Annotated in this window: 15 protein-coding genes; 13 read left to right on the forward strand and 2 right to left on the reverse strand. The window is 72.8% G+C overall.

Annotated features, from left to right (window positions below; translation table 11 throughout):
• Positions 1-59 precede the first annotated feature (59 nt).
• The 13 genes from ABEA15_RS01735 to ABEA15_RS01795 all read left to right on the forward strand — a co-directional run bounded on the left by ABEA15_RS01735 (position 60) and on the right by ABEA15_RS01795 (position 16,567).
• Positions 60-1,358: a dihydroorotase gene (locus ABEA15_RS01735; RefSeq protein WP_344140739.1), complete on the forward strand. Its 1,299-nt coding sequence runs from the start codon at positions 60-62 to the stop codon at positions 1,356-1,358.
• Positions 1,355-2,536, forward strand: coding sequence for a glutamine-hydrolyzing carbamoyl-phosphate synthase small subunit (carA, locus tag ABEA15_RS01740; RefSeq protein WP_345555168.1), 1,182 nt, complete (start codon positions 1,355-1,357; stop codon positions 2,534-2,536). Before ABEA15_RS01735 ends, carA begins: the two co-directional genes overlap by 4 nt.
• Positions 2,537-2,551: 15 nt before the next feature.
• Complete coding sequence (carB, locus tag ABEA15_RS01745; protein WP_345555169.1) at positions 2,552-5,851, forward strand: carbamoyl-phosphate synthase large subunit; 3,300 nt, start codon at positions 2,552-2,554, stop codon at positions 5,849-5,851.
• Positions 5,852-5,977: 126 nt separating this feature from the next.
• Complete coding sequence (locus ABEA15_RS01750; protein WP_345555170.1) at positions 5,978-6,877, forward strand: dihydroorotate dehydrogenase electron transfer subunit; 900 nt, start codon at positions 5,978-5,980, stop codon at positions 6,875-6,877.
• Between the two features lie 2 nt (positions 6,878-6,879).
• Entirely contained in the window at positions 6,880-7,827 is a 948-nt protein-coding gene (locus ABEA15_RS01755) for a dihydroorotate dehydrogenase (protein WP_345555171.1), read from the forward strand.
• Between the two features lie 293 nt (positions 7,828-8,120).
• Positions 8,121-8,822 carry an orotidine-5'-phosphate decarboxylase gene (gene pyrF, locus ABEA15_RS01760; RefSeq protein ID WP_344139325.1) on the forward strand — a complete coding sequence of 234 codons (702 nt, stop codon included), beginning with the start codon at positions 8,121-8,123 and terminating at the stop codon, positions 8,820-8,822.
• A gap of 338 nt (positions 8,823-9,160) precedes the next feature.
• Positions 9,161-9,481, forward strand: coding sequence for an integration host factor, actinobacterial type (gene mihF, locus ABEA15_RS01765; RefSeq protein WP_131098131.1), 321 nt, complete (start codon positions 9,161-9,163; stop codon positions 9,479-9,481).
• A gap of 374 nt (positions 9,482-9,855) precedes the next feature.
• Entirely contained in the window at positions 9,856-10,488 is a 633-nt protein-coding gene (gene gmk, locus ABEA15_RS01770; protein WP_344148468.1) for a guanylate kinase, read from the forward strand.
• A 128-nt stretch (positions 10,489-10,616) separates the two neighbouring features.
• Positions 10,617-10,883 (forward strand): DNA-directed RNA polymerase subunit omega, encoded by a 267-nt coding sequence (rpoZ, locus tag ABEA15_RS01775; RefSeq protein WP_131098133.1) that lies wholly within the window; start codon positions 10,617-10,619, stop codon positions 10,881-10,883.
• Positions 10,884-10,994: 111 nt separating this feature from the next.
• On the forward strand, positions 10,995-12,221 hold the full coding sequence (gene coaBC / locus ABEA15_RS01780; RefSeq protein ID WP_344148464.1) for a bifunctional phosphopantothenoylcysteine decarboxylase/phosphopantothenate--cysteine ligase CoaBC: 1,227 nt from the start codon (positions 10,995-10,997) through the stop codon (positions 12,219-12,221).
• 423 nt (positions 12,222-12,644) lie between these two features.
• A complete protein-coding gene (metK, locus tag ABEA15_RS01785) occupies positions 12,645-13,838 on the forward strand; it encodes a methionine adenosyltransferase (RefSeq protein WP_311543525.1) in 1,194 nt (397 codons plus the stop codon).
• Between the two features lie 348 nt (positions 13,839-14,186).
• Entirely contained in the window at positions 14,187-14,675 is a 489-nt protein-coding gene (locus ABEA15_RS01790; protein WP_345555172.1) for a hypothetical protein, read from the forward strand.
• 305 nt (positions 14,676-14,980) lie between these two features.
• Positions 14,981-16,567, forward strand: a complete 1,587-nt coding sequence (locus ABEA15_RS01795) for an OFA family MFS transporter (RefSeq protein ID WP_345555211.1) — start codon at positions 14,981-14,983, stop codon at positions 16,565-16,567.
• On the opposite strand, the gene ABEA15_RS01800 is transcribed toward ABEA15_RS01795, so the two are convergent.
• Both ABEA15_RS01800 and ABEA15_RS01805 read right to left on the reverse strand, forming a co-directional pair.
• Positions 16,557-17,807: a DUF418 domain-containing protein gene (locus ABEA15_RS01800; RefSeq protein ID WP_345555173.1), complete on the reverse strand. Its 1,251-nt coding sequence runs from the start codon at positions 17,805-17,807 to the stop codon at positions 16,557-16,559. The two genes, ABEA15_RS01795 and ABEA15_RS01800, sit on opposite strands and share 11 nt — an antisense overlap.
• A gap of 385 nt (positions 17,808-18,192) precedes the next feature.
• On the reverse strand, positions 18,193-18,657 hold the full coding sequence (locus ABEA15_RS01805) for a nitroreductase/quinone reductase family protein (RefSeq protein WP_344148453.1): 465 nt from the start codon (positions 18,655-18,657) through the stop codon (positions 18,193-18,195).
• Positions 18,658-18,712: the final 55 nt, after the last annotated feature.

An 18,712-nucleotide genomic window follows, 5' to 3' on the forward strand; every position in this document is an offset into this window, starting at 1 on the left:
CCGGGGCGGCGGCCGCGCCGCGCCCGCAACACGACCACCACACAGAAGCGATGGACCATATGACCCAGAGCAGCGCCGCCTACCTGGTCCGCGGTGCCCGGATCGCCGGGCGTGACCCGGTCGACATCCTCATCCGCGACGGCGCGATCGCCGAGACCGGCACCGGTCTCAGCGCCGCCGGCGCCGCCGTCGTCGACGCCGAGGGGCTCGTCGCACTGCCCGGCCTCGTCGACCTCCACACCCATCTGCGCGAACCCGGCCGCGAGGACGCCGAGACCGTGGCCGGCGGCGCCCGCGCGGCCGCGGCGGGCGGCTACACCGCCGTGCACGCCATGGCCAACACCGACCCGGTCGCCGACACCGCCGGCGTCGTCGAGCAGGTGTGGCGGCTCGGCCGCGAGTCCGGCCACTGCGACGTCCAGCCCGTCGGCGCGGTCACCCGGGGCCTCGGCGGTGTCCGGCTCGCCGAGCTGGGCGCCATGGCCGACTCCGCCGCGGCGGTGCGCGTGTTCTCCGACGACGGCACGTGCGTCTCCGACGCGCTGCTGATGCGCCGCGCCCTGGAGTACGTCAAGGCCTTCGACGGCGTCGTCGCCCAGCACGCCCAGGAGCCCCGGCTCACCGAGAACGCCCAGATGAACGAGGGCGTGGTCAGCGACCGGCTGGGCCTGGCCGGCTGGCCGGCCGTGGCCGAGGAGGCGGTCATCGCCCGCGACTGCCTGCTCACCGAGCACGTCGGCTCGCGGCTGCACGTCTGCCACGTCTCGACCAAGGGCTCGGTGGAGATCATCCGCTGGGCCAAGGAGCGCGGCTGCGACGTCACCGCCGAGGTCACCCCGCACCACCTGCTGCTCACCGACGACCTCGCCGAGAGCTACGACCCCGTCTACAAGGTCAACCCGCCGCTGCGCACCGCCGAGGACGTGCGCGCGCTGCGGGAGGGTCTGGCCGACGGCACCATCGACTGCGTGGCCACCGATCACGCGCCCCACCCGGCCGAGGCCAAGGAGACCGAGTGGGCCACCGCGGCGATGGGCATGCTCGGCCTGGAGACCGCGCTGTCGGTGGTGCAGCACACCATGGTCGACACCGGTCTGCTCGACTGGGCCGCACTGGCCCGGCGGATGTCGGCCGAACCCGCTCGCATCGGACGTCTTGCAGGTCACGGTCGTCCGATCGCCCCCGGCGAGCCCGCCAACGTTACGCTGTATGACGCGGACACCGCCTGGGACATCGATCCGGCGGCCCTGGCATCCAAGAGCGCGAACACCCCGTACCGGGGCATGCGCCTGCCCGGCCGCATCCAGGCGACGTTCCTGCGCGGCGTCCCCACGGTCCTCGATGGGAAGATCCAGTGAATCCACAACCAGCAACCGGCGGCGTGCCCGCGGTCCTCGTCCTGGAGGACGGGCGCGCGTTCCACGGAAGGTCCTTCGGCGCACAGGGCGAGACCCTCGGCGAGATCGTCTTCAACACCGGGATGACCGGATACCAGGAGACCCTCACCGACCCGTCCTACCACCGCCAGATCGTCGTGATGACCGCCCCGCACATCGGCAACACCGGCGTCAACGACGACGACCCCGAGTCGGGCCGGATCTGGGTCGCGGGCTACGTGGTGCGCGAGCCCGCCCGCGTCTCCTCCAACTGGCGCGCCGAGCGCACCCTGGAGGAGGAGCTGGTGCGCCAGAACGTGGTGGGAATCGCCGTCGACGGCACCCGCGCCCTCACCCGCCACCTGCGCGACCGCGGCGCCATGCGCGCGGCCATCAGCACCGTCGAGACCGACCCCGAGCGGCTGCGCGAGCGCGTGCTGGCCAGCCCGCAGATGGCCGGGGCCGACCTGGCAGGCGAGGTCGCCACCGCCGAGCCCTACACGGTCCGACCGCCCGAAGGCGTGGCCGTCCGCTTCCGCGTCGCGGCCGTGGACCTCGGCATCAAGGCGATGACCCCCCAGCGGCTCGCCGAGCGCGGCTGCGAGGTCACCGTGCTGCCGGGCGGCGCCACCGCCGAGGAGATCCTGGCGCTGGAGCCCGACGGCGTCTTCTTCAGCAACGGCCCGGGCGACCCGGCCACCGCCGACGCGCCGGTGGCCGCGATGCGCGGCGTGCTGGAGTCGGGCACGCCGCTGTTCGGCATCTGCTTCGGCAACCAGATTCTGGGGCGTGCGCTGGACCTGGGCACCTTCAAGCTGAGGTTCGGCCACCGCGGCGTGAACCAGCCCGTGCAGGACGTGCACACCAAGCGGGTCTACATCACCAGCCACAACCACGGCTTCGCCGTCGACGCCCCGGCGGACGGCCCGTTCGCGACCCCCTACGGCCGCGCGGAGGTCAGCCACGTCGACCTCAACGACGGCGTCGTCGAGGGCCTGCGGCTGCTCGACCGGCCCGCGTTCAGCGTCCAGTACCACCCCGAGGCCGCCGCCGGGCCGCACGACGCCGCCGAGCACTTCGACGCCTTCTGCGACCTCATGGCCGCCTCCACCGATCCGTCCAGCAGCTCCGGCCGGTCGGCCGAGCCCGCCCAGTCGTAAGCCGGGGGACCGCACATGCCGCGCCGTAATGACCTGAAGTCCGTCCTCGTGGTCGGCTCCGGGCCGATCGTGATCGGGCAGGCCGCGGAGTTCGACTACTCCGGCACCCAGGCCTGCCGCGTGCTCAAGGCCGAGGGCCTGCGCGTGGTCCTGGTCAACTCCAACCCGGCCACGATCATGACCGACCCCGAGATCGCCGACGCCACCTACGTCGAGCCGATCACACCGGAGATGGTCGAGAAGATCATCGCCAAGGAGCGCCCCGACGCGCTGCTGCCGACCCTGGGCGGCCAGACCGCGCTCAACACCGCCGTCGCCCTGCACGAGTCCGGCGTGCTGGCCAAGTACAACGTCGAGCTGATCGGCGCCAACGTCGAGGCCATCCAGTCGGGCGAGGACCGCGAGACGTTCAAGGGCATCGTCGAGCGCATCGGCGGCGAGTCCGCGCGCTCGCGCATCTGCCACACCCTCCAGGAGTGCCTGGAGGCCGCCGAGGAGCTGAGCTACCCGGTCGTCGTGCGGCCCTCGTTCACCATGGGCGGGTCGGGCTCGGGCTTCGCCCACGACGAGGCCGACCTGCGCCGCATCGCCGGCCAGGGGCTCGCGCTCTCGCCGGTGACCGAGGTCCTGCTGGAGGAGTCCATCCTCGGCTGGAAGGAGTACGAGCTGGAGCTGATGCGCGACGGCAACGACAACGTGGTCGTCGTCTGCTCCATCGAGAACTTCGACCCGATGGGCGTGCACACCGGCGACTCCGTCACCGTCGCGCCGGCCATGACCCTCACCGACCGCGAGTACCAGCGCATGCGCGACGTCGGCATCGACGTCATCCGCGAGGTCGGCGTCGACACCGGCGGCTGCAACATCCAGTTCGCCGTCGACCCCGACAGCGGGCGCATGATCGTCATCGAGATGAACCCGCGCGTCTCGCGCTCCTCGGCGCTGGCCTCCAAGGCCACCGGGTTCCCCATCGCCAAGATCGCCGCCAAGCTGGCCGTGGGCTACACCCTCGACGAGATCCCCAACGACATCACCGCCGAGACCCCGGCCAGCTTCGAACCGAGCCTGGACTACGTCGTGGTCAAGGTGCCCCGGTTCGCCTTCGAGAAGTTCCCCGGCGCCGACCCCGCGCTGACCACCACCATGAAGTCGGTCGGCGAGGCCATGGCCATCGGCCGATCCTTCCCCGAGGCGCTGCAGAAGGCGATGCGCTCGGTCGAGAAGAACGGCGTCGGGTTCACCTGGGCCGGCGAGCCCGGCGGCAGGGACGAGCTGGTGCGCGCCGCGGCCACGCCCGGCGAGCTGCGCATGCGCCGGATCCAGCAGGCGCTGCGCGCGGGCGCGGGCGTGGCCGAGCTGCACGAGGCCACCGGCATCGACCCCTGGTTCCTGGACCAGATGCTGCTGTTGGAGGAGACCGCCCGCGGCCTGGCCGGGGCCCGGCTGGACGCCGAGCGGCTGCGCGCCGCCAAGCGCGCGGGGTTCTCCGACCTGCAGATCGGCGAGATCACCGGCAAGACCGAGGAGGTCGTGCGCGAGCTGCGCCACGCGCTGGGCGTCCACCCCGTCTACCTGACCGTGGACACCTGCGCCGCGGAGTTCGCCGCCAAGACGCCCTACCTCTACTCCAGCTACGACGAGGAGACCGAGGTCCCCGAGGGCACCAAGCCCAAGGTGATCATCCTGGGGTCGGGCCCCAACCGCATCGGCCAGGGCGTGGAGTTCGACTACAGCTGCGTGCACGCCTCGTTCGCGCTGTCGGCGGCCGGCTACGAGACGGTGATGGTCAACTGCAACCCCGAGACCGTCTCCACCGACTACGACACCAGCGACCGCCTCTACTTCGAGCCGCTCACGCTGGAGGACGTGCTGGAGGTCGTGCGCGCCGAGCGCGCCACGGGCGAGCTCGCCGGGGTGGTCGTCCAGCTGGGCGGGCAGACCCCGCTGGGGCTGGCGCGCGGCCTGGAGGCCGCGGGGGTGCCCATCGTCGGCACCAGCCCCGGCTCCATCGACCTGGCCGAGGACCGCGGCGAGTTCGGCAAGGTGCTCGCCGACGCCGGGCTGCCCGCGCCCAAGCACGGCACCGCCCACTCCTTCGCCGGCGCCCGCGAGGTCGCCGGCGAGATCGGCTACCCCGTCATGGTGCGGCCCTCCTACGTGCTGGGCGGGCGCGGCATGGAGATCGTCTACGACGAGCGGATGCTGGCCGACTACATCGAGCGCAACGCCGAGGTCAGCCCGGACCACCCGGTACTGATCGACAGGTTCCTCGACGACGCCATCGAGATCGACGTCGACGCCATCTACGACGGCACCGACCTCTACCTCGGCGGCATCATGGAGCACATCGAGGAGGCCGGAATCCACTCCGGCGACTCCGCCTGCGCGCTGCCGGCGGTGACGCTGGGCAACGAGGACTTCGAGCGCATCCGCTACTCCACCGAGGCCATCGCCCGCGGTACCGGCGTGCGCGGTCTGCTCAACGTGCAGTACGCGCTGGCCTCGGGCGTCCTGTACGTGCTGGAGGCCAACCCGCGCGCCTCGCGCACGGTCCCGTTCGTGTCCAAGGCGACCGCGGTGCCGCTGGCCAAGGCGGCCGCCCGGGTGATGCTGGGGGCGGGCGTGCGCGAGCTGCGCGCCGAGGGCCTGCTGCCGGCCGAGGGCGACGGCGGCACGCTGCCCATGGACGCCCCCGTCTCGGTGAAGGAGGCGGTGCTGCCCTTCAACCGCTTCATCGACCGCCAGGGCGAGGGCGTGGACACCGTGCTGGGGCCGGAGATGCGCTCCACCGGCGAGGTCATGGGCCTGGACACCGACTTCGGGGCCGCCTACGCCAAGTCGCAGCTGGCCGCCTACGGCTCGCTGCCGACGGCGGGGTCGGTGTTCGTCTCGGTGGCCAACCGGGACAAGCGCACCATGGTCTTCCCGGTCAAGCGGCTGGCCGACCTCGGGTTCGAGATCCTGGCGACCGAGGGCACCGCCTGGGTGCTGCGCCGCCACGGCGTGGCCGCCCGCGTGGTGCGCAAGCACAGCGCAGGGCCCGGAGCGGACGGCGAACCCACTATCGTGCAACTCATCCACCGCGGCGATGTGGACCTCATCGTCAACACGCCCTTCGGCAGCGCCGGGCAGTCCGGTCCGCGCCTGGACGGCTACGAGATCCGCACCGCAGCGGTCGTGCGCGGGGTGCCCAGCGTCACCACGGTCCAAGGGCTGGCCGCGGCGGTCCAGGGCATCGAGGCCCTGGTGCGGGGCGACATCGGGGTGCGCTCGCTGCAGGAGCACGCCGCGTCGCTGCGCGGCGCCGCGGGCTGAGCGCGCGTGTGAGGGGGCGTCGAGGCGGCCGGGAAGCCCCCGGCCGCGACAGGGGCGGCCGGTAGGCGGCCGGGCGCGGGGCCGGGGCAGGCCGCGCAGCCGAGCGGATCGAGGCAGGGCAGCCGAGTGAGTGACAGCGGGCCGGTCCAGACGCGCAGCTCCGTGCTGACCGTGCGCCGGGTCGACGCCTACCACGCCATCACGGTCGTGGCGCCCCAGATCGCCGAGCGGTTCCGCTCCGGGCAGTTCCTGTCGGTGGGCGTGGGCGGCGAGCACTCCGGCATGCTGCTGCGCCGCCCCTTCGCCGTCCACGACGTCAAGCCCGACTACGGCGGCACGGTGGAGTTCCTCTTCGCGGTGCGCGGGCCCGGGACGGCCTGGCTGGCCGAGCGGCGCTCGCGCGACCTCATCGACGTCGTGGGCCCGCTGGGCCGGCCGTTCCCGCTGCCGCGCGACCCGGTCAACTGCGTGCTGGTCGGCGGCGGGTCCGGTGCGGCCCCGCTGTTCCCGCTGGCGCACGCGCTGCGCCGGCGGGGCTGCCGCGTGGACTTCGTGCTGGGCGCCGCCTCGGCCGACCGGGTCTTCAGCGCGATCAGCGCCCGCCGCGTCGCCGAGACCGCCACCTTCACCACCGACGACGGCTCCTTCGGCGTCCGCGGCCGCGTCACCGACGCGCTGGAGCGGGTGGTGGCCGACGCGCGCTCCGACGTGATCTACGCCTGCGGGCCGATGCCGATGCTGGGCAGGGTGGCCGCGGCCGCCGCGCGCATGGACATCCCCGCGCAGGTGGCGGTGGAGGAGGCGATGGCCTGCGGGACGGGCGTGTGCATGAGCTGCGTCGTCCCGGTGGTCGGCGAGGACGGCATCACCCGCATGGCGCGCGCCTGCGTGGACGGGCCCGTCTTCCGCGGGGAGCGGGTGCGTTTCGACGACGTGGGCACCATCCCCTTCGACGCGCTGGGCGCGCCCGGCTGGAAGGCCCGCGCCGAGGACGCGGGCGGGGCCGCCGAACGGGAGGCCGGCTGAGCGTGAACCCCGACATGCGCGTCCGCCTGGCCGGACGGGAACTGGCCAACCCGGTCATCGCGGCGGCCGGCTGCGCCGGAACCGGGCGCGAGCTCGCCCGCTTCTACGACATCGCCCGGCTGGGCGCCCTGGCGACCAAGTCGGTCATGCTGGAGCCGCGGGCCGGGCGGCCCGCTCCGCGCATCGCCGAGACCCCCTCGGGCATGGTCAGCGCGATCGGCCTGCAGGGGCCGGGCATCGAGGTGTTCCTCCAGCGCGACCTGCCGTGGCTGCGGTCGCGCGGCGGCACCACCGTGGTCTCCGTGGCCGGGTCGGGCCCCGACGAGTACGCCGCGCTCGCCGCGCGCCTGACCGCCGAGGCGGGGGTGGCGATGATCGAGATCAACCTCTCCTGCCCCAACCCCGCCGGGCACGGGCGCGACTTCGCCGACGACCCGGCCGAGGCGGCCCGCGTGGTCGCGGCCGTGCGCGGCTCCGCGGAGCCGCGCATGCCGGTCTTGGCCAAGCTGGCCGCCGACGTGCCCGACCCGGTGGCCCTGGCCGGCGCCTGCGTCGACGCGGGCGCCGACGGGCTGAGCATGGTCAACTGCCTGCGCGGCATGGCGATCGACCCCGCCACCCTGCGGCCGGTGGTGGCCGGGGGCGTGGGCGGCGTCTCGGGGCCGGCGATCCGCCCGATCGCCGTGGGCTGCGTCTACCGCGTGCGCGCCGCCCTGCCGGACGTGCCGATCGTCGGGATGGGCGGCGTGCGCACCGGCGCCGACGCCCTGGAGTTCCTGGCGGCCGGCGCCTCGGCGGTGGCCGCGGGCACCGTGAACTTCGCCGACCCCTCCGCGTGTGTGCGGATCCTGCGCGAGCTGGAGGAGCTTCTGGAGGAGCGCGGTGTGGATCGGGTCACCGACGTCGTCGGGGCCGCACACCGTCCGATCGGAACTGTGCTGGGACGATGACCGGCAAACCGCTCAGATCGCCTCCAGGCACCCAAAGCGCCCGGGGCTGTGTCCAACCTACCCTCGGGTACGGAACGCCGCGCTGCGGTCGTCTCAGCGGCGCCGACGCACATCTGGCGGCGAACATGCATGAACCGGCCGCACGGGGGAACCGCTCGGGGCAGCGCGCCGGCGCTGACCGGTCGGCCGCCTCCGCCCGACCGCGCGGGCACCGCGCGGTCCGTCCCGGCTCCGCGGCCGGCCGCACACCCTGAACCGTTCCGACCACCTCAGCGAGCCGAAGGAGAACCACCGTGGCAGCGCCCATCGCCGTCGCCATCGACGCACCCGACATCGAGACAGCCGCACGCTGGGCCTCCGAGGTCTCTCCCCACGTCAGCACGGTGAAAGTGGGGCTGGAGCTCTACCTGCGCTACGGCCCCGAGGTCGTGGGCACCCTGCGCGGAGGCAACAAGACCTCGGTCTTCCTCGACCTCAAGCTGCACGACATCCCGGCGACCGTGGCGGGGGCGGCGCGCAACCTCGCGCGGCTCAAGCCCTCGATCCTGACGGTGCACGCGGCCGGCGGGCGCGAGATGATCTCCGCGGCGGTCGAGGCCGCCCCGCAGACGAGCATCGCCGCCGTGACGATCCTGACGTCGCTGGACGACGCCGCGCTGGCCGAGATCGGCATCACGGGCCCGGCGGGCGACGCGGCGCGGCGCCTGGCGGTCATGGCGGTCGAGGCGGGCGCCCGCGCGCTCGTGTGCTCGCCGCACGAGGTCGCCTCGCTGCGGTCCGAGGTCGGCCCGGACGTGGCCCTGATCACCCCCGGCGTGCGGCCGCTGGGCTCCGATCACGGCGACCAGGCGCGCGTGGCCACGCCCGAGGCGGCCTACGAGGCCGGAGCCGACCTCCTGGTGATCGGTCGGCCCATCACCCGGGCCTCCGACCCCGGTGCGGCGGCCGCCTCGATCGCGGCGGCGCTGCGGCGGGTGGAGGCGGCCTCGGCCTGATCCCCGCCCTGCGCCGTGCGTCCCGGACGTGGACACGATGACCGGTTGCGGCCACCTCGTGACAGCAGAAAGTTCACGCCCGAAACCTCTCTGAGACGGCACGGCCATGACCTGCGCGGTCGAGGACCGGGCCCGGCCGCGGTACGGTTGAACCGAACTTCAACCGGGCCGAAAGTCCTGATTTTCCTACCTCTGCGCAATCGATTAATTACAAAGAGTAATTACTTTGATGAAATGGCGCCTGAAAGGCGACTTTGCGTTGCCGAACGGGGTCGGAACCTACTAACTTGCGCAGGCGTCCGCCCTCTACAAACGAGAGAAAACCGAGGTGACCCGGCGTGGCCCTTCCTCCCCTCACACCCGAACAGCGCGCCGCGGCTCTGGAGAAAGCCGCGAAGGCCAGAAAAGAGCGCGCGGAAGTCAAGAACCGTCTGAAGCACGGCGGCGTGTCGCTGTCCGAGGTGCTGGCTGACGGACAGACGGACGACGTCATCGGCAAGATGAAGGTCTCGGCTCTGCTCGAATCCCTCCCGGGCGTCGGCAAAGTCCGCGCCAAGCAGATCATGGAGCGGCTGAACATCGCCGAGTCCCGCCGAGTCCGCGGGCTGGGCGCCAACCAGCGCTCGGCTCTGGAGCGGGAATTCGGCGGAGCCGAGTAGCGCTCGAAGGCGGATGTGCCGTTTTTCACGACGGATTGAGGCCGCTCGCACAAGTGCGGGGCGCGCCTGAGCGCGACCGCCGGTGCCCCACCGCCGCGCTCCCGCGCCGGCGGCGCCGGCGGCGCGCCGAACCGCCGCGCCGCCCCGGCCGGCGCCGCCGCGTGCTCAGCGCAGCGGCCGGACCGCGGTCGGCGCGGTGGTATAAAAGACCAATCGCCACCGGCTCCGCCGGACGGCGCCCCGCCCGCGCCGCGAGCGCCGGGCAGGCCGGGCGCGGTGAGCCGGCGGCGAGAAGCGCCGAACCCGCCCGCACCCGTCGGGGCCGCCGTCGGCCGCGACGCGGCCGGCCCTCCTTCCGAGAGTTAGATCCGCACGTGTCCTACGACTCCGCCTCCGCCTCCCGTGCCGAGGGAGGCCGGCGCTCCGGCCGGGCGCAGCGGCTCACCGTCCTGTCCGGCCCCTCGGGAGTCGGCAAGAGCACGGTCGTGCGCGAACTCCGCGCCGAGCACCCCGAGGTGTGGCTGTCGGTCTCGGCGACCACCCGCGCACCACGGCCCGGCGAAACCGACGGCGTGGAGTACCACTTCACCGACGACGCCGGATTCGACGCGATGATCGCCGCCGGGGAGCTGCTGGAGTGGGCGCAGTTCGCGGGCAACCGCTACGGGACCCCCCGCGCACCCGTCGAGGAGCGCCTGCGCGGCGGCCGGCCCGTACTGCTGGAGATCGACCTGCAGGGCGCCCGCCAGGTGCGCGAGACCATGCCCGAGGCGCTCCAGGTGTTCTTGGCACCGCCCTCGTGGGAGGAGCTGGTGCGCCGGCTCACGGGGCGCGGCACCGAGCCGCCCGAGGTCGTCCAGCGCCGCCTCGACACCGCCCGGGTCGAGCTCGCGGCGGAGAAGGAGTTCGACGTCACCCTCGTCAACACCTCCGTGGACGAGGTGCGCGAGCGGCTGCTGGCCCTGATCGGCGTCCGCGGCGACGCCGCTCCCGGGGCGCCCGCCTAGCGCGCGGCGGGCCGACGCCGCGCGGGACGCGCGGCGGCCGGAGCGGAGCCCGCAGTCGACTATCCTTGTAGCCGAGTCAGATTCCGCAGGTCCCGGCAGGGGCCGTCCGACCCTCCAGGGGGACGCACGTGGCAGGCACCGAGCCCGTCGCCGAAGGCATCACCAACCCGCCGATCGACGACCTCCTCGAATGCGTCGAGAGCAAGTACAGCCTGGTCACCATGAGCGCCAAGCGCGCCCGCCAGATCAACGCCTACTACGCCCAGCTCGGCGAGGGGCTGCTGGAGTACGTGGGCCCGCTGGTCGAGACCCAGGTCCAGGAGAAGGCCCTGTCCATCGCGCTGCGCGAGGTCAAGAGCGGCCTGCTCACCGCCGAGCCCTACGAGGGCGCCTGACCCTTCCCCCGGGCGTGTTCCGCCGCCGCCCGCACAGGCGCGGCGCTCGCGGAACACCGTCCGGCCGGGGCGGCCCGCGCGGCGCGCGGGCCCATCTGCTGGGATCTCCTGGTGAACATCGACAATAGGCCCGAGGTCGTCCTGGGCGTCGGTGCGGGTATCGCCGCCTACAAGGTGTGCGAGCTCCTCCGCCGCCTCACCGAGTCCGGGCACAGCGTCCACGTCGTCCCGACCGCCGACGCGCTGCGGTTCGTGGGCGAGCCCACCTGGGCCGCGCTCTCCGGCCGCCCGGTCGCCACCGGGGTGTGGGAGTCCGTACACGAGGTCCCGCACGTGCGCATCGGCCGCCGCGCCGACCTGGTGCTCGTCGCACCGGCGACCGCCGACCTGCTGGCCAGGGCCGCCCACGGCCTCGCCGACGACCTGCTCACCAATACGCTGCTGACCGCGCGCTGCCCCGTCGTCTTCGCCCCGGCCATGCACACCGAGATGTGGGAGCACCCGGCCACCCGCGCCAACGTCGCCACGCTGCGCTCGCGCGGGGCCGTGGTCGTCGAGCCGGCCGCGGGGCGGCTCACCGGCGCCGACACCGGGCCCGGCCGGCTGCCCGAGCCCGACGCCCTCTTCGCGGCCGCGCGCCGCGTGCTCGCCCGCGGCGGCCTCCCCGCGGACCTGGCCGGGCGCCACGTGCTCATCACCGCCGGCGGCACCCGCGAGCCCATCGACCCGGTGCGCTTCATCGGCAACCGCTCCTCGGGCCGCCAGGGCTACGCGCTGGCCGCCACCGCACTGGCCCGCGGCGCACGCGTGAGCCTGGTGTCGGCCAACGTCGCGCTTCCGCCGCCCGCCGGCGCCGAGGTCGTCGGCGTCGGCACCGCCCGCGAGCTGCGCGACGCCGTGCTCGCCCGCAGCGGCGACGCCGACGCCGTCGTCATGGCCGCCGCCGTCGCCGATTTCAGGCCGACCGAAACCGCGACCGGAAAGATCAAGAAGACGGGGGAGGGGCCCGCCCCCGTCGAGCTCGTCGAGAACCCCGACGTCCTGCTGCGGCTGTCCGCCGAGCGGGGGCGCCCCGGCCAGGTGGTGGTGGGCTTCGCCGCCGAGACCGACGACGTGCTCGCCAACGGCCGCGCCAAGCTGCGCCGCAAGGGCTGCGACCTGCTGGTGGTCAACCAGGTCGGCGAGGGCCGGGCCTTCGGCACCGAGGACAACCAGGCGGTGGTGCTGGCCGCCGACGGGTCGGCCACCGAGGTCGGCAGCGGTCCCAAGGAGGATCTGGCCGACCGCGTCTGGGACCTCGTGGTCCCGCGCCTGGCTCCCGCCGACACGGTCCCGTAGCGGCCGCACCGGTTACCCCGGGTGATCGAAACGGCGGTGGTCCGACCACTCCGCGATCGCGCCGCGCCGGGCTCCGTGTTGCGTGTCTAGCTTCCCGTTTCGCTCTCCGCTACGGAAATTCCCAGCACAGGGGCATGATCGGGGCGGTATCGGAAATTCGGCTGTGTCGTGCGTCACACTCCGCGGGTTGCCGCCTGAGTAGGCATTCCGCGCTGACGTGGCGATGCCGCCCCGCCTCGGGGGCCGACGTTGTGCGGCCCGAGCGGCGAGGCCGCCCGAGCGCGCCGAGCACCGCCCCACTACAGTGGTCCCCAGAAACCAACCGCGTCGGTCGGTTTCGCGGAGGAGACCCCCTTCCCCTCCGTGATGGCCGAGCCGAGCCGACAACTGTCAGCCAGCAGCCGCTGCAAGGAGTCACTCAACGTGTCCCGTCGCCTTTTCACCTCCGAGTCGGTCACCGAAGGCCACCCCGACAAGATGGCCGACCAGATCAGTGACGCGATCCTCGACGCGATGCTCAAGGACGACCCGGCCAGCCGGGTCGCCGCCGAGACCCTGATCACCACCGGACAGGTACACGTGGCCGGTGAGGTCACCACCAAGACCTACGTCGACATCCAAGAGATCGTCCGCAAGAAGATCCTGGAGATCGGGTACGACTCCTCCGCCAAGGGCTTCGACGGCCAGTCCTGCGGGGTTTCGGTCTCCCTCGACGCGCAGTCCCCCGACATCGCCCAGGGCGTCGACACCGCCTATGAGGCCCGTGTCGACAAGGAGGACGACGCGCTCGACAAGCAGGGCGCCGGCGACCAGGGCCTGATGTTCGGCTACGCGAACAACGAGACCCCCGAGCTCATGCCGCTGCCGATCAAGCTCGCCCACGCTCTGGCGGAGCGCCTCTCCGAGGTCCGCCACAACGGGACCGTGCCCTACCTGCGCCCCGACGGCAAGACCCAGGTCACCGTGGAGTACGAGGGCCAGAAGCCGGTCCGCCTGGACACGGTCGTCGTCTCCAGTCAGCACGCCCCCGACATCGACATCGACGAGCTCCTGACCCCCGACGTCAAGGAGCACGTCATCGCGCCGATCGTCGCGAGCTACGGCCTTGAGGCCGACGACTACCGGCTGCTGGTCAACCCCACCGGCCGCTTCGAGATCGGCGGCCCGATGGGCGACGCGGGTCTCACCGGCCGCAAGATCATCGTCGACACCTACGGCGGCTACGCCCGCCACGGCGGCGGCGCCTTCTCCGGCAAGGACCCGTCCAAGGTCGACCGCTCGGCCGCCTACGCCACCCGCTGGGTCGCCAAGAACATCGTCGCGGCCGGCCTGGCCGACCGCGCCGAGGTGCAGGTCGCCTACGCGATCGGCAAGGCGCACCCGGTCGGCGTCTTCATCGAGACCTTCGGCACCGAGCAGGTCGCCCCCGAGGTCATCGAGAAGGCCGTGGACGAGGTCTTCGACCTGCGCCCGGCCGCGATCGTGCGCGACCTGGACCTGCTGCGCCCGATCTACTCCGGCACCGCCGCCTACGGTCACTTCGGCCGCCAGGACGCGAAGTTCACCTGGGAGCAGACCGACCGCGCGGCCGCCCTGAAGTCCGCCGCGGGCGCCTAACCCCGAAATCCGGCGCGAGCGCCCGCCGATTTTGGGGGCGCCCGGCACCGACGCACGCCCGGCCGCGGCCCGTCGAGGGCCGCGGCCGGGCGCGTTTTCGCGTGCGCCCAACCGGCGCGGTTCCACGGTTTCCGGCATGCGGACGGCAGGGCGTAAGCATGGTCGCAGACATGATGATGGCGGAACGCGGATATTCGCCGTATCCGGTCAGTCGCCGTAAGCAGTATCCGATGGTCGGACCGCCTCGCTAGCGTGAACGGGAAGAAGAAGGGAATGCCCGCGACCATGGGACTATGCGAGCGTCCGCACACGGTCGAGGTCGACCTGGTTCGCGAGATCGCCGAGTAGATGGAGGTTCCCGAGGGCTCAAAGGTGGAGATTCTCGGCGGACGCATCCACCTCACCGCAGCGCCGATTGCTGAGCACGTCGGCATCGCGAGCGAGACGACGGAGCAGTTCTACGAGCAGTTGCCGCGCTCCATGCGCTCGACCACCGCCGGTGCGGCCATCGCTCCTTGCGTCACCGGGGGCGATTTCGCGGTGCCGGACCTCATCGTGGCGCCGAAGGAGGTTTTCGATACCGGAAACCAGGTGCTCCCCGCGGTGGAGATGCACCTCGTCGCCGAAGTCGTTCCCCCAAGCAACGCCACGAAGGATCTCCATGTCCTTCCGGAGGTGTACGCGTTTGGCGAATCCCCGTGTACCTGCTGGTCGACCCCCGCACGGGCGATATCACGGCCTACTCCGAGCCTTCCCACGGCGTTTACGCGCAGAAATCGGGTCACGACTTCTGTGACGGCATCGAACTCCCGTTGCCGGAAGGGAAGCTCATTCTGAACGCGGCCGGGTTCCCGCGCTACCGCCGACTCATCGGCTGAGGATCGCTATCGGGCCGGCCGCCCCACGGATATCACCGGCATCCGTCTCAGGCGACGACGTCAGGATGGCCGGCCCGGGGCGGCAGGGCTGCACACTTCCCCCGAGCGCGCGGGTTCCCTCAATGTTCGGTTCGTGGCATCATTCCGGCAGTCGGCTGTATGCGGTATGCGAACTAGTGTGCGCGCCGCATGCACCCGGCGCAGTGTGCCCAAACCCCGGGCCGAGACGGCCCGAGACCGCGCTGAGGGGGCCGCTTGTCCGCGTTGAGTGTGCTGGACCGGGAACGATCCGTGGCTCCCCGGAGCTACAACCGCTGGCTCATACCCCCCGCTGCGCTGGCGGTGCACCTGTCGATCGGGCAGGCCTACGCCACCAGCGTCTACAAGAACTCGCTGGTCGAGCACTTCGACGCCAGCCAGACCCAGATCGGCATCATCTTCTCCATCGCGATCGTGATGCTGGGGCTGTCGGCGGCGCTGGGCGGCACCTGGGTCGAGCACAACGGGCCGCGCAAGGCGATGCTGGTCGCGGCCGCGTTCTGGAGCGGCGGGTTCCTCGTCGGCGCGCTCGGCATCGCCACCGGCCAGCTCTGGCTGCTCTACCTCGGCTACGGCTTCTTCGGCGGCATCGGCCTGGGGATCGGCTACATCTCCCCGGTCTCGACCCTGATGAAGTGGTTCCCCGACCGGCCCGGGCTCGCCACCGGACTGGCGATCATGGGCTTCGGCGGCGGCGCGCTCGTCGCCTCGCCGGTGTCCAACCAGCTCATGGCCCTCTACGACCCCGCCTACGACGCCACGGTCCCCGGCTCGGTGGCCTCCGGCGGCGCGCTCGTGGGCCTGTTCGTCACCCTCGGACTGGGCTACTTCGCGCTGATGATGATGGGCGTGGCGCTGGTCCGCGTGCCGCCCAAGGGGTGGCGGCCCGCCGGGTACGACCCGGCCGCCAACAACCACGCTCCGGTGGCCGGCTCCGACGGGGTCTCGGCCAACAACGCGCTGCGCACGCCGCAGTTCTGGTTGCTGTGGACCGTGCTGTTCACCAACGTCACCGCCGGCATCGGCATCCTGGAGCACGCAAGCCCGCTGCTGCAGGACTTCTTCCGCGACGCCTCGGGCACCTCGGCCGTCACCGCGGCCGCCGCAGGCGGGTTCGTGGGAGTGCTGTCGCTGTTCAACATGGCCGGCCGGTTCGTGTGGTCCTCGACCTCCGACATCGTCGGGCGCAAGCCGATCTACGCCTTCTACCTGGGCGCGGGCGCCATCCTCTACATCCTGATGGCGACCGTCGGCGGCACCTCCACCATCGTGTTCGTCGCCACGGCGGGCATCATCATCTCCTTCTACGGCGGCGGGTTCGCCACGGTGCCCGCCTACCTGCGCGACCTCTTCGGCACCTACGAGGTCGGCGCAATCCACGGCCGGCTGCTGACCGCGTGGTCGGCGGCGGGCATCGCCGGACCGCTCATCATCAACGCGTTCCTCGACGCCCAGGGCGAGCCCGGCACCCTCACTCGCGACGCCTATCAGGCGCCGCTGTTCACGATGGTCGGGCTGCTGGTCGTGGGGTTCACCGCCAACCTGCTGATCCGCCGCGTGAACGCGCGCTTCTTCGAGCCCGCCGAGAAGGAGTCCGCGCCAGCGGCACCGGCGGCACCGGCGGCACCGGCGGCACCGGCGGCCGAGGCTGCCGCGGCTCCCGACCCGAGCGGAGCAGCGCCGCGGACCGACGAGGGCGCGTCGCGCAGCACCCTCCCGCTGCTCGTGGCGTCGTGGGCGGTGGTGGCAATCCTCCTCGGCTACGCCGTCCTGCGCGTCAGTACCACGGCGGCGCGCCTGTTCACCGGCTGACCCGCGCCCCCGCCGACCGCTCGCGCTCGGGGATCCGGTTCAGCACCGCCTTCTGCAGGGCCTCCAGCGGGCCCTGGTCGAAGCGGCGCAGCCACAGCACCGAGCCCGCCAGCAGGAACAGGCAGATGCCCGCCCACAGACCGATGACCCACCACGGCCCCGACCCCGCCAGGCGCGACGCCAGGCCCAGCCCGAACCCGTAGCACAGGACCGTCGCCAGCACGTTCTGCAGCACGTAGCCCGTCAGCGCGGTCCGGCCCAGGCAGGCCAGCGGCCGTGAGAGCGGTCCGGAACCGTCGCCGCCGGACCGGTCGAGCAGCGTGCCGACCAGCCCGACCAGGCCCAGCGCCACCACCGGTGCGGCCACGTAGCGGTCGACGAGGAAGAACGCGTCGCCGGCCAGCGTGGTGGCCGCGTTGAGCGGCACTCCCGCGCCCAGCCCCCACGCCAGGAGGCGGGTGCGCAGCGCCGCGCCCGCGGGGCCGGGGTCGAAGGCCCCGGCCCGCAGCAGCCGGACACCCGCCAGGAACAAGAACAGCAGAAGGAAGAACGTCAGCACCGGTTCGATCCGCAGCACCGCCGCGTTCTGCAGCCGGGCCGCCACCTGCTCGGTGTAGGCGCCCTCGGCGTAGAGGCGGACCACCTCCGGCGACGGCCCCGATCCGGCGGCTGCGGTCGGCGCCGCCGCCAGCGCCCAGGTCAGCAGGCCCATCACCGCGGCGTGCAGGGCGCCCGCCCCCCACATCACCGCCGAGCGGACACGCGCCGACCGGGTCAGCACCCAGGCCGCCACCAGGGACGCCACCGCGTAGCCCATCAGCACGTCCCAGGCGAACACCAGGATGAAGTGCACGGTCCCCTCGACGAACAGGAACAGCGCACGCCACGTGTAGCGGCCCGGCCAGCGCCGCCCCCGGCGGGCGGCCGAGCCGAACTGCACCGCCAGACCCGCACCGAACAGCAGGGTCAGCAGCGCGAGGAACTTGCCGTTGGCGGCGAAGCGCATCAGCGCCTCGGCCGCGGCCCCCGCCGAGGGGTCGGACAGCACCCCGCGCACGTCGACCAACTGGACCGACCCGCTGAGCAGGCTCATCTCGGCGCCGGGGGCCGTGAAGACCCAGATGTTGGTCGCCAGCGTGCCGAGGATGGCCGTGCCGCGCAGCACGTCCAGCAGCGGAAGCCGCCCCCGTACGGCCTCCGGCGCCGGGCGGGCCCGGGCCCCGGCGGAGGTGGTGTCCATCGTTGAATGCTCCGTTCGTGCGCCGCGGAAGACGTCCGGAAGGGGCGAGTGCCCTTCCCGAACGCCCAGCGTGGCCGCACGGAACGGTCCGACACATCCTGCCGGGTGCCGAGGCGGTGTGCTGCTTTGGTCGTACGCCGCGCGGGCGGCCGACCCCCTGTTCTCGGGCGCGTTCGGCGGGCCGCCGGCCCATTGCGCGGCGCGCCGGCACCGCTCCCGCTGCGCGCCAGTCGGCCGGGGACCCGCCCCGACTCCCTCATCGGCCGTGCGAGGGCGGTACCGGTCCCCGTGGCGGCGACTCGCGCCGCGAAGCGGCGTTTCGCGCTCGGAGCGCGCGGCGCATCCGCGTGCGCCGCCCGTTGCGGAGGGACCCCTCGAACACGCCCTACAGGCGCACCGTGGTGCTGCGGACGATCTCGAAGACCGGGTGGGTCTCGACCTCCTGCCCGAACGCCTCGACAGGGGAGTCCGGCGCGGCGGTGAACTCGCCGGCCACCACCGCGGCGCGCGGATGGTCCAGGTACTCCTTGAGCACCCGCGCCGCGCGCTCGGGCCCGGTCTCCACGACGCTGATCAGCTCGATCCACCCGCCGCGGCGCAGCGTGGCGAAGCCGTCGCGGCGGATGTTGCGCACCCAGCCCGTCTCGCCGTACGCGCCGACGAGGAACCTTCCCTGGTCGTTCTCCACCAGACTGACGGGCGTTGTCCGCAAAAAGCCCGACTTGCTGCCGCGCGTGGTCAGCAGCCGCATCTCGCCGGGACTGATGCCGTAGGTGATGAAGCCCGCGATGACGGCGTTGGCGGTGCGCCGCAGCCGTGTACGGGGAAAGCGGCCGGCCTGGTCTGGCATCGACGTCTCCCTTGCTCGGTTGTCCCCCATTCTGGTGCTTCCGCGGACCGCCCGC

The sequence above is a fragment of the Streptomonospora halophila genome (assembly GCF_039542725.1).
In the GTDB taxonomy this organism is placed as follows: domain Bacteria; phylum Actinomycetota; class Actinomycetes; order Streptosporangiales; family Streptosporangiaceae; genus Streptomonospora; species Streptomonospora halophila.

Coding starts and splice junctions, on each gene's coding strand:
- carB (WP_345555169.1), top strand. CDS start 2,552: ATGCCGCGCCGTAATGACCTGAAGTCCGTCCTCGTGGTCGGCTCCGGG.
- ABEA15_RS01805 (WP_344148453.1), bottom strand. CDS start 18,657: ATGCCAGACCAGGCCGGCCGCTTTCCCCGTACACGGCTGCGGCGCACC.
- ABEA15_RS01735 (WP_344140739.1), top strand. CDS start 60: ATGACCCAGAGCAGCGCCGCCTACCTGGTCCGCGGTGCCCGGATCGCC.
- ABEA15_RS01790 (WP_345555172.1), top strand. CDS start 14,187: ATGGAGGTTCCCGAGGGCTCAAAGGTGGAGATTCTCGGCGGACGCATC.
- ABEA15_RS01800 (WP_345555173.1), bottom strand. CDS start 17,807: ATGGACACCACCTCCGCCGGGGCCCGGGCCCGCCCGGCGCCGGAGGCC.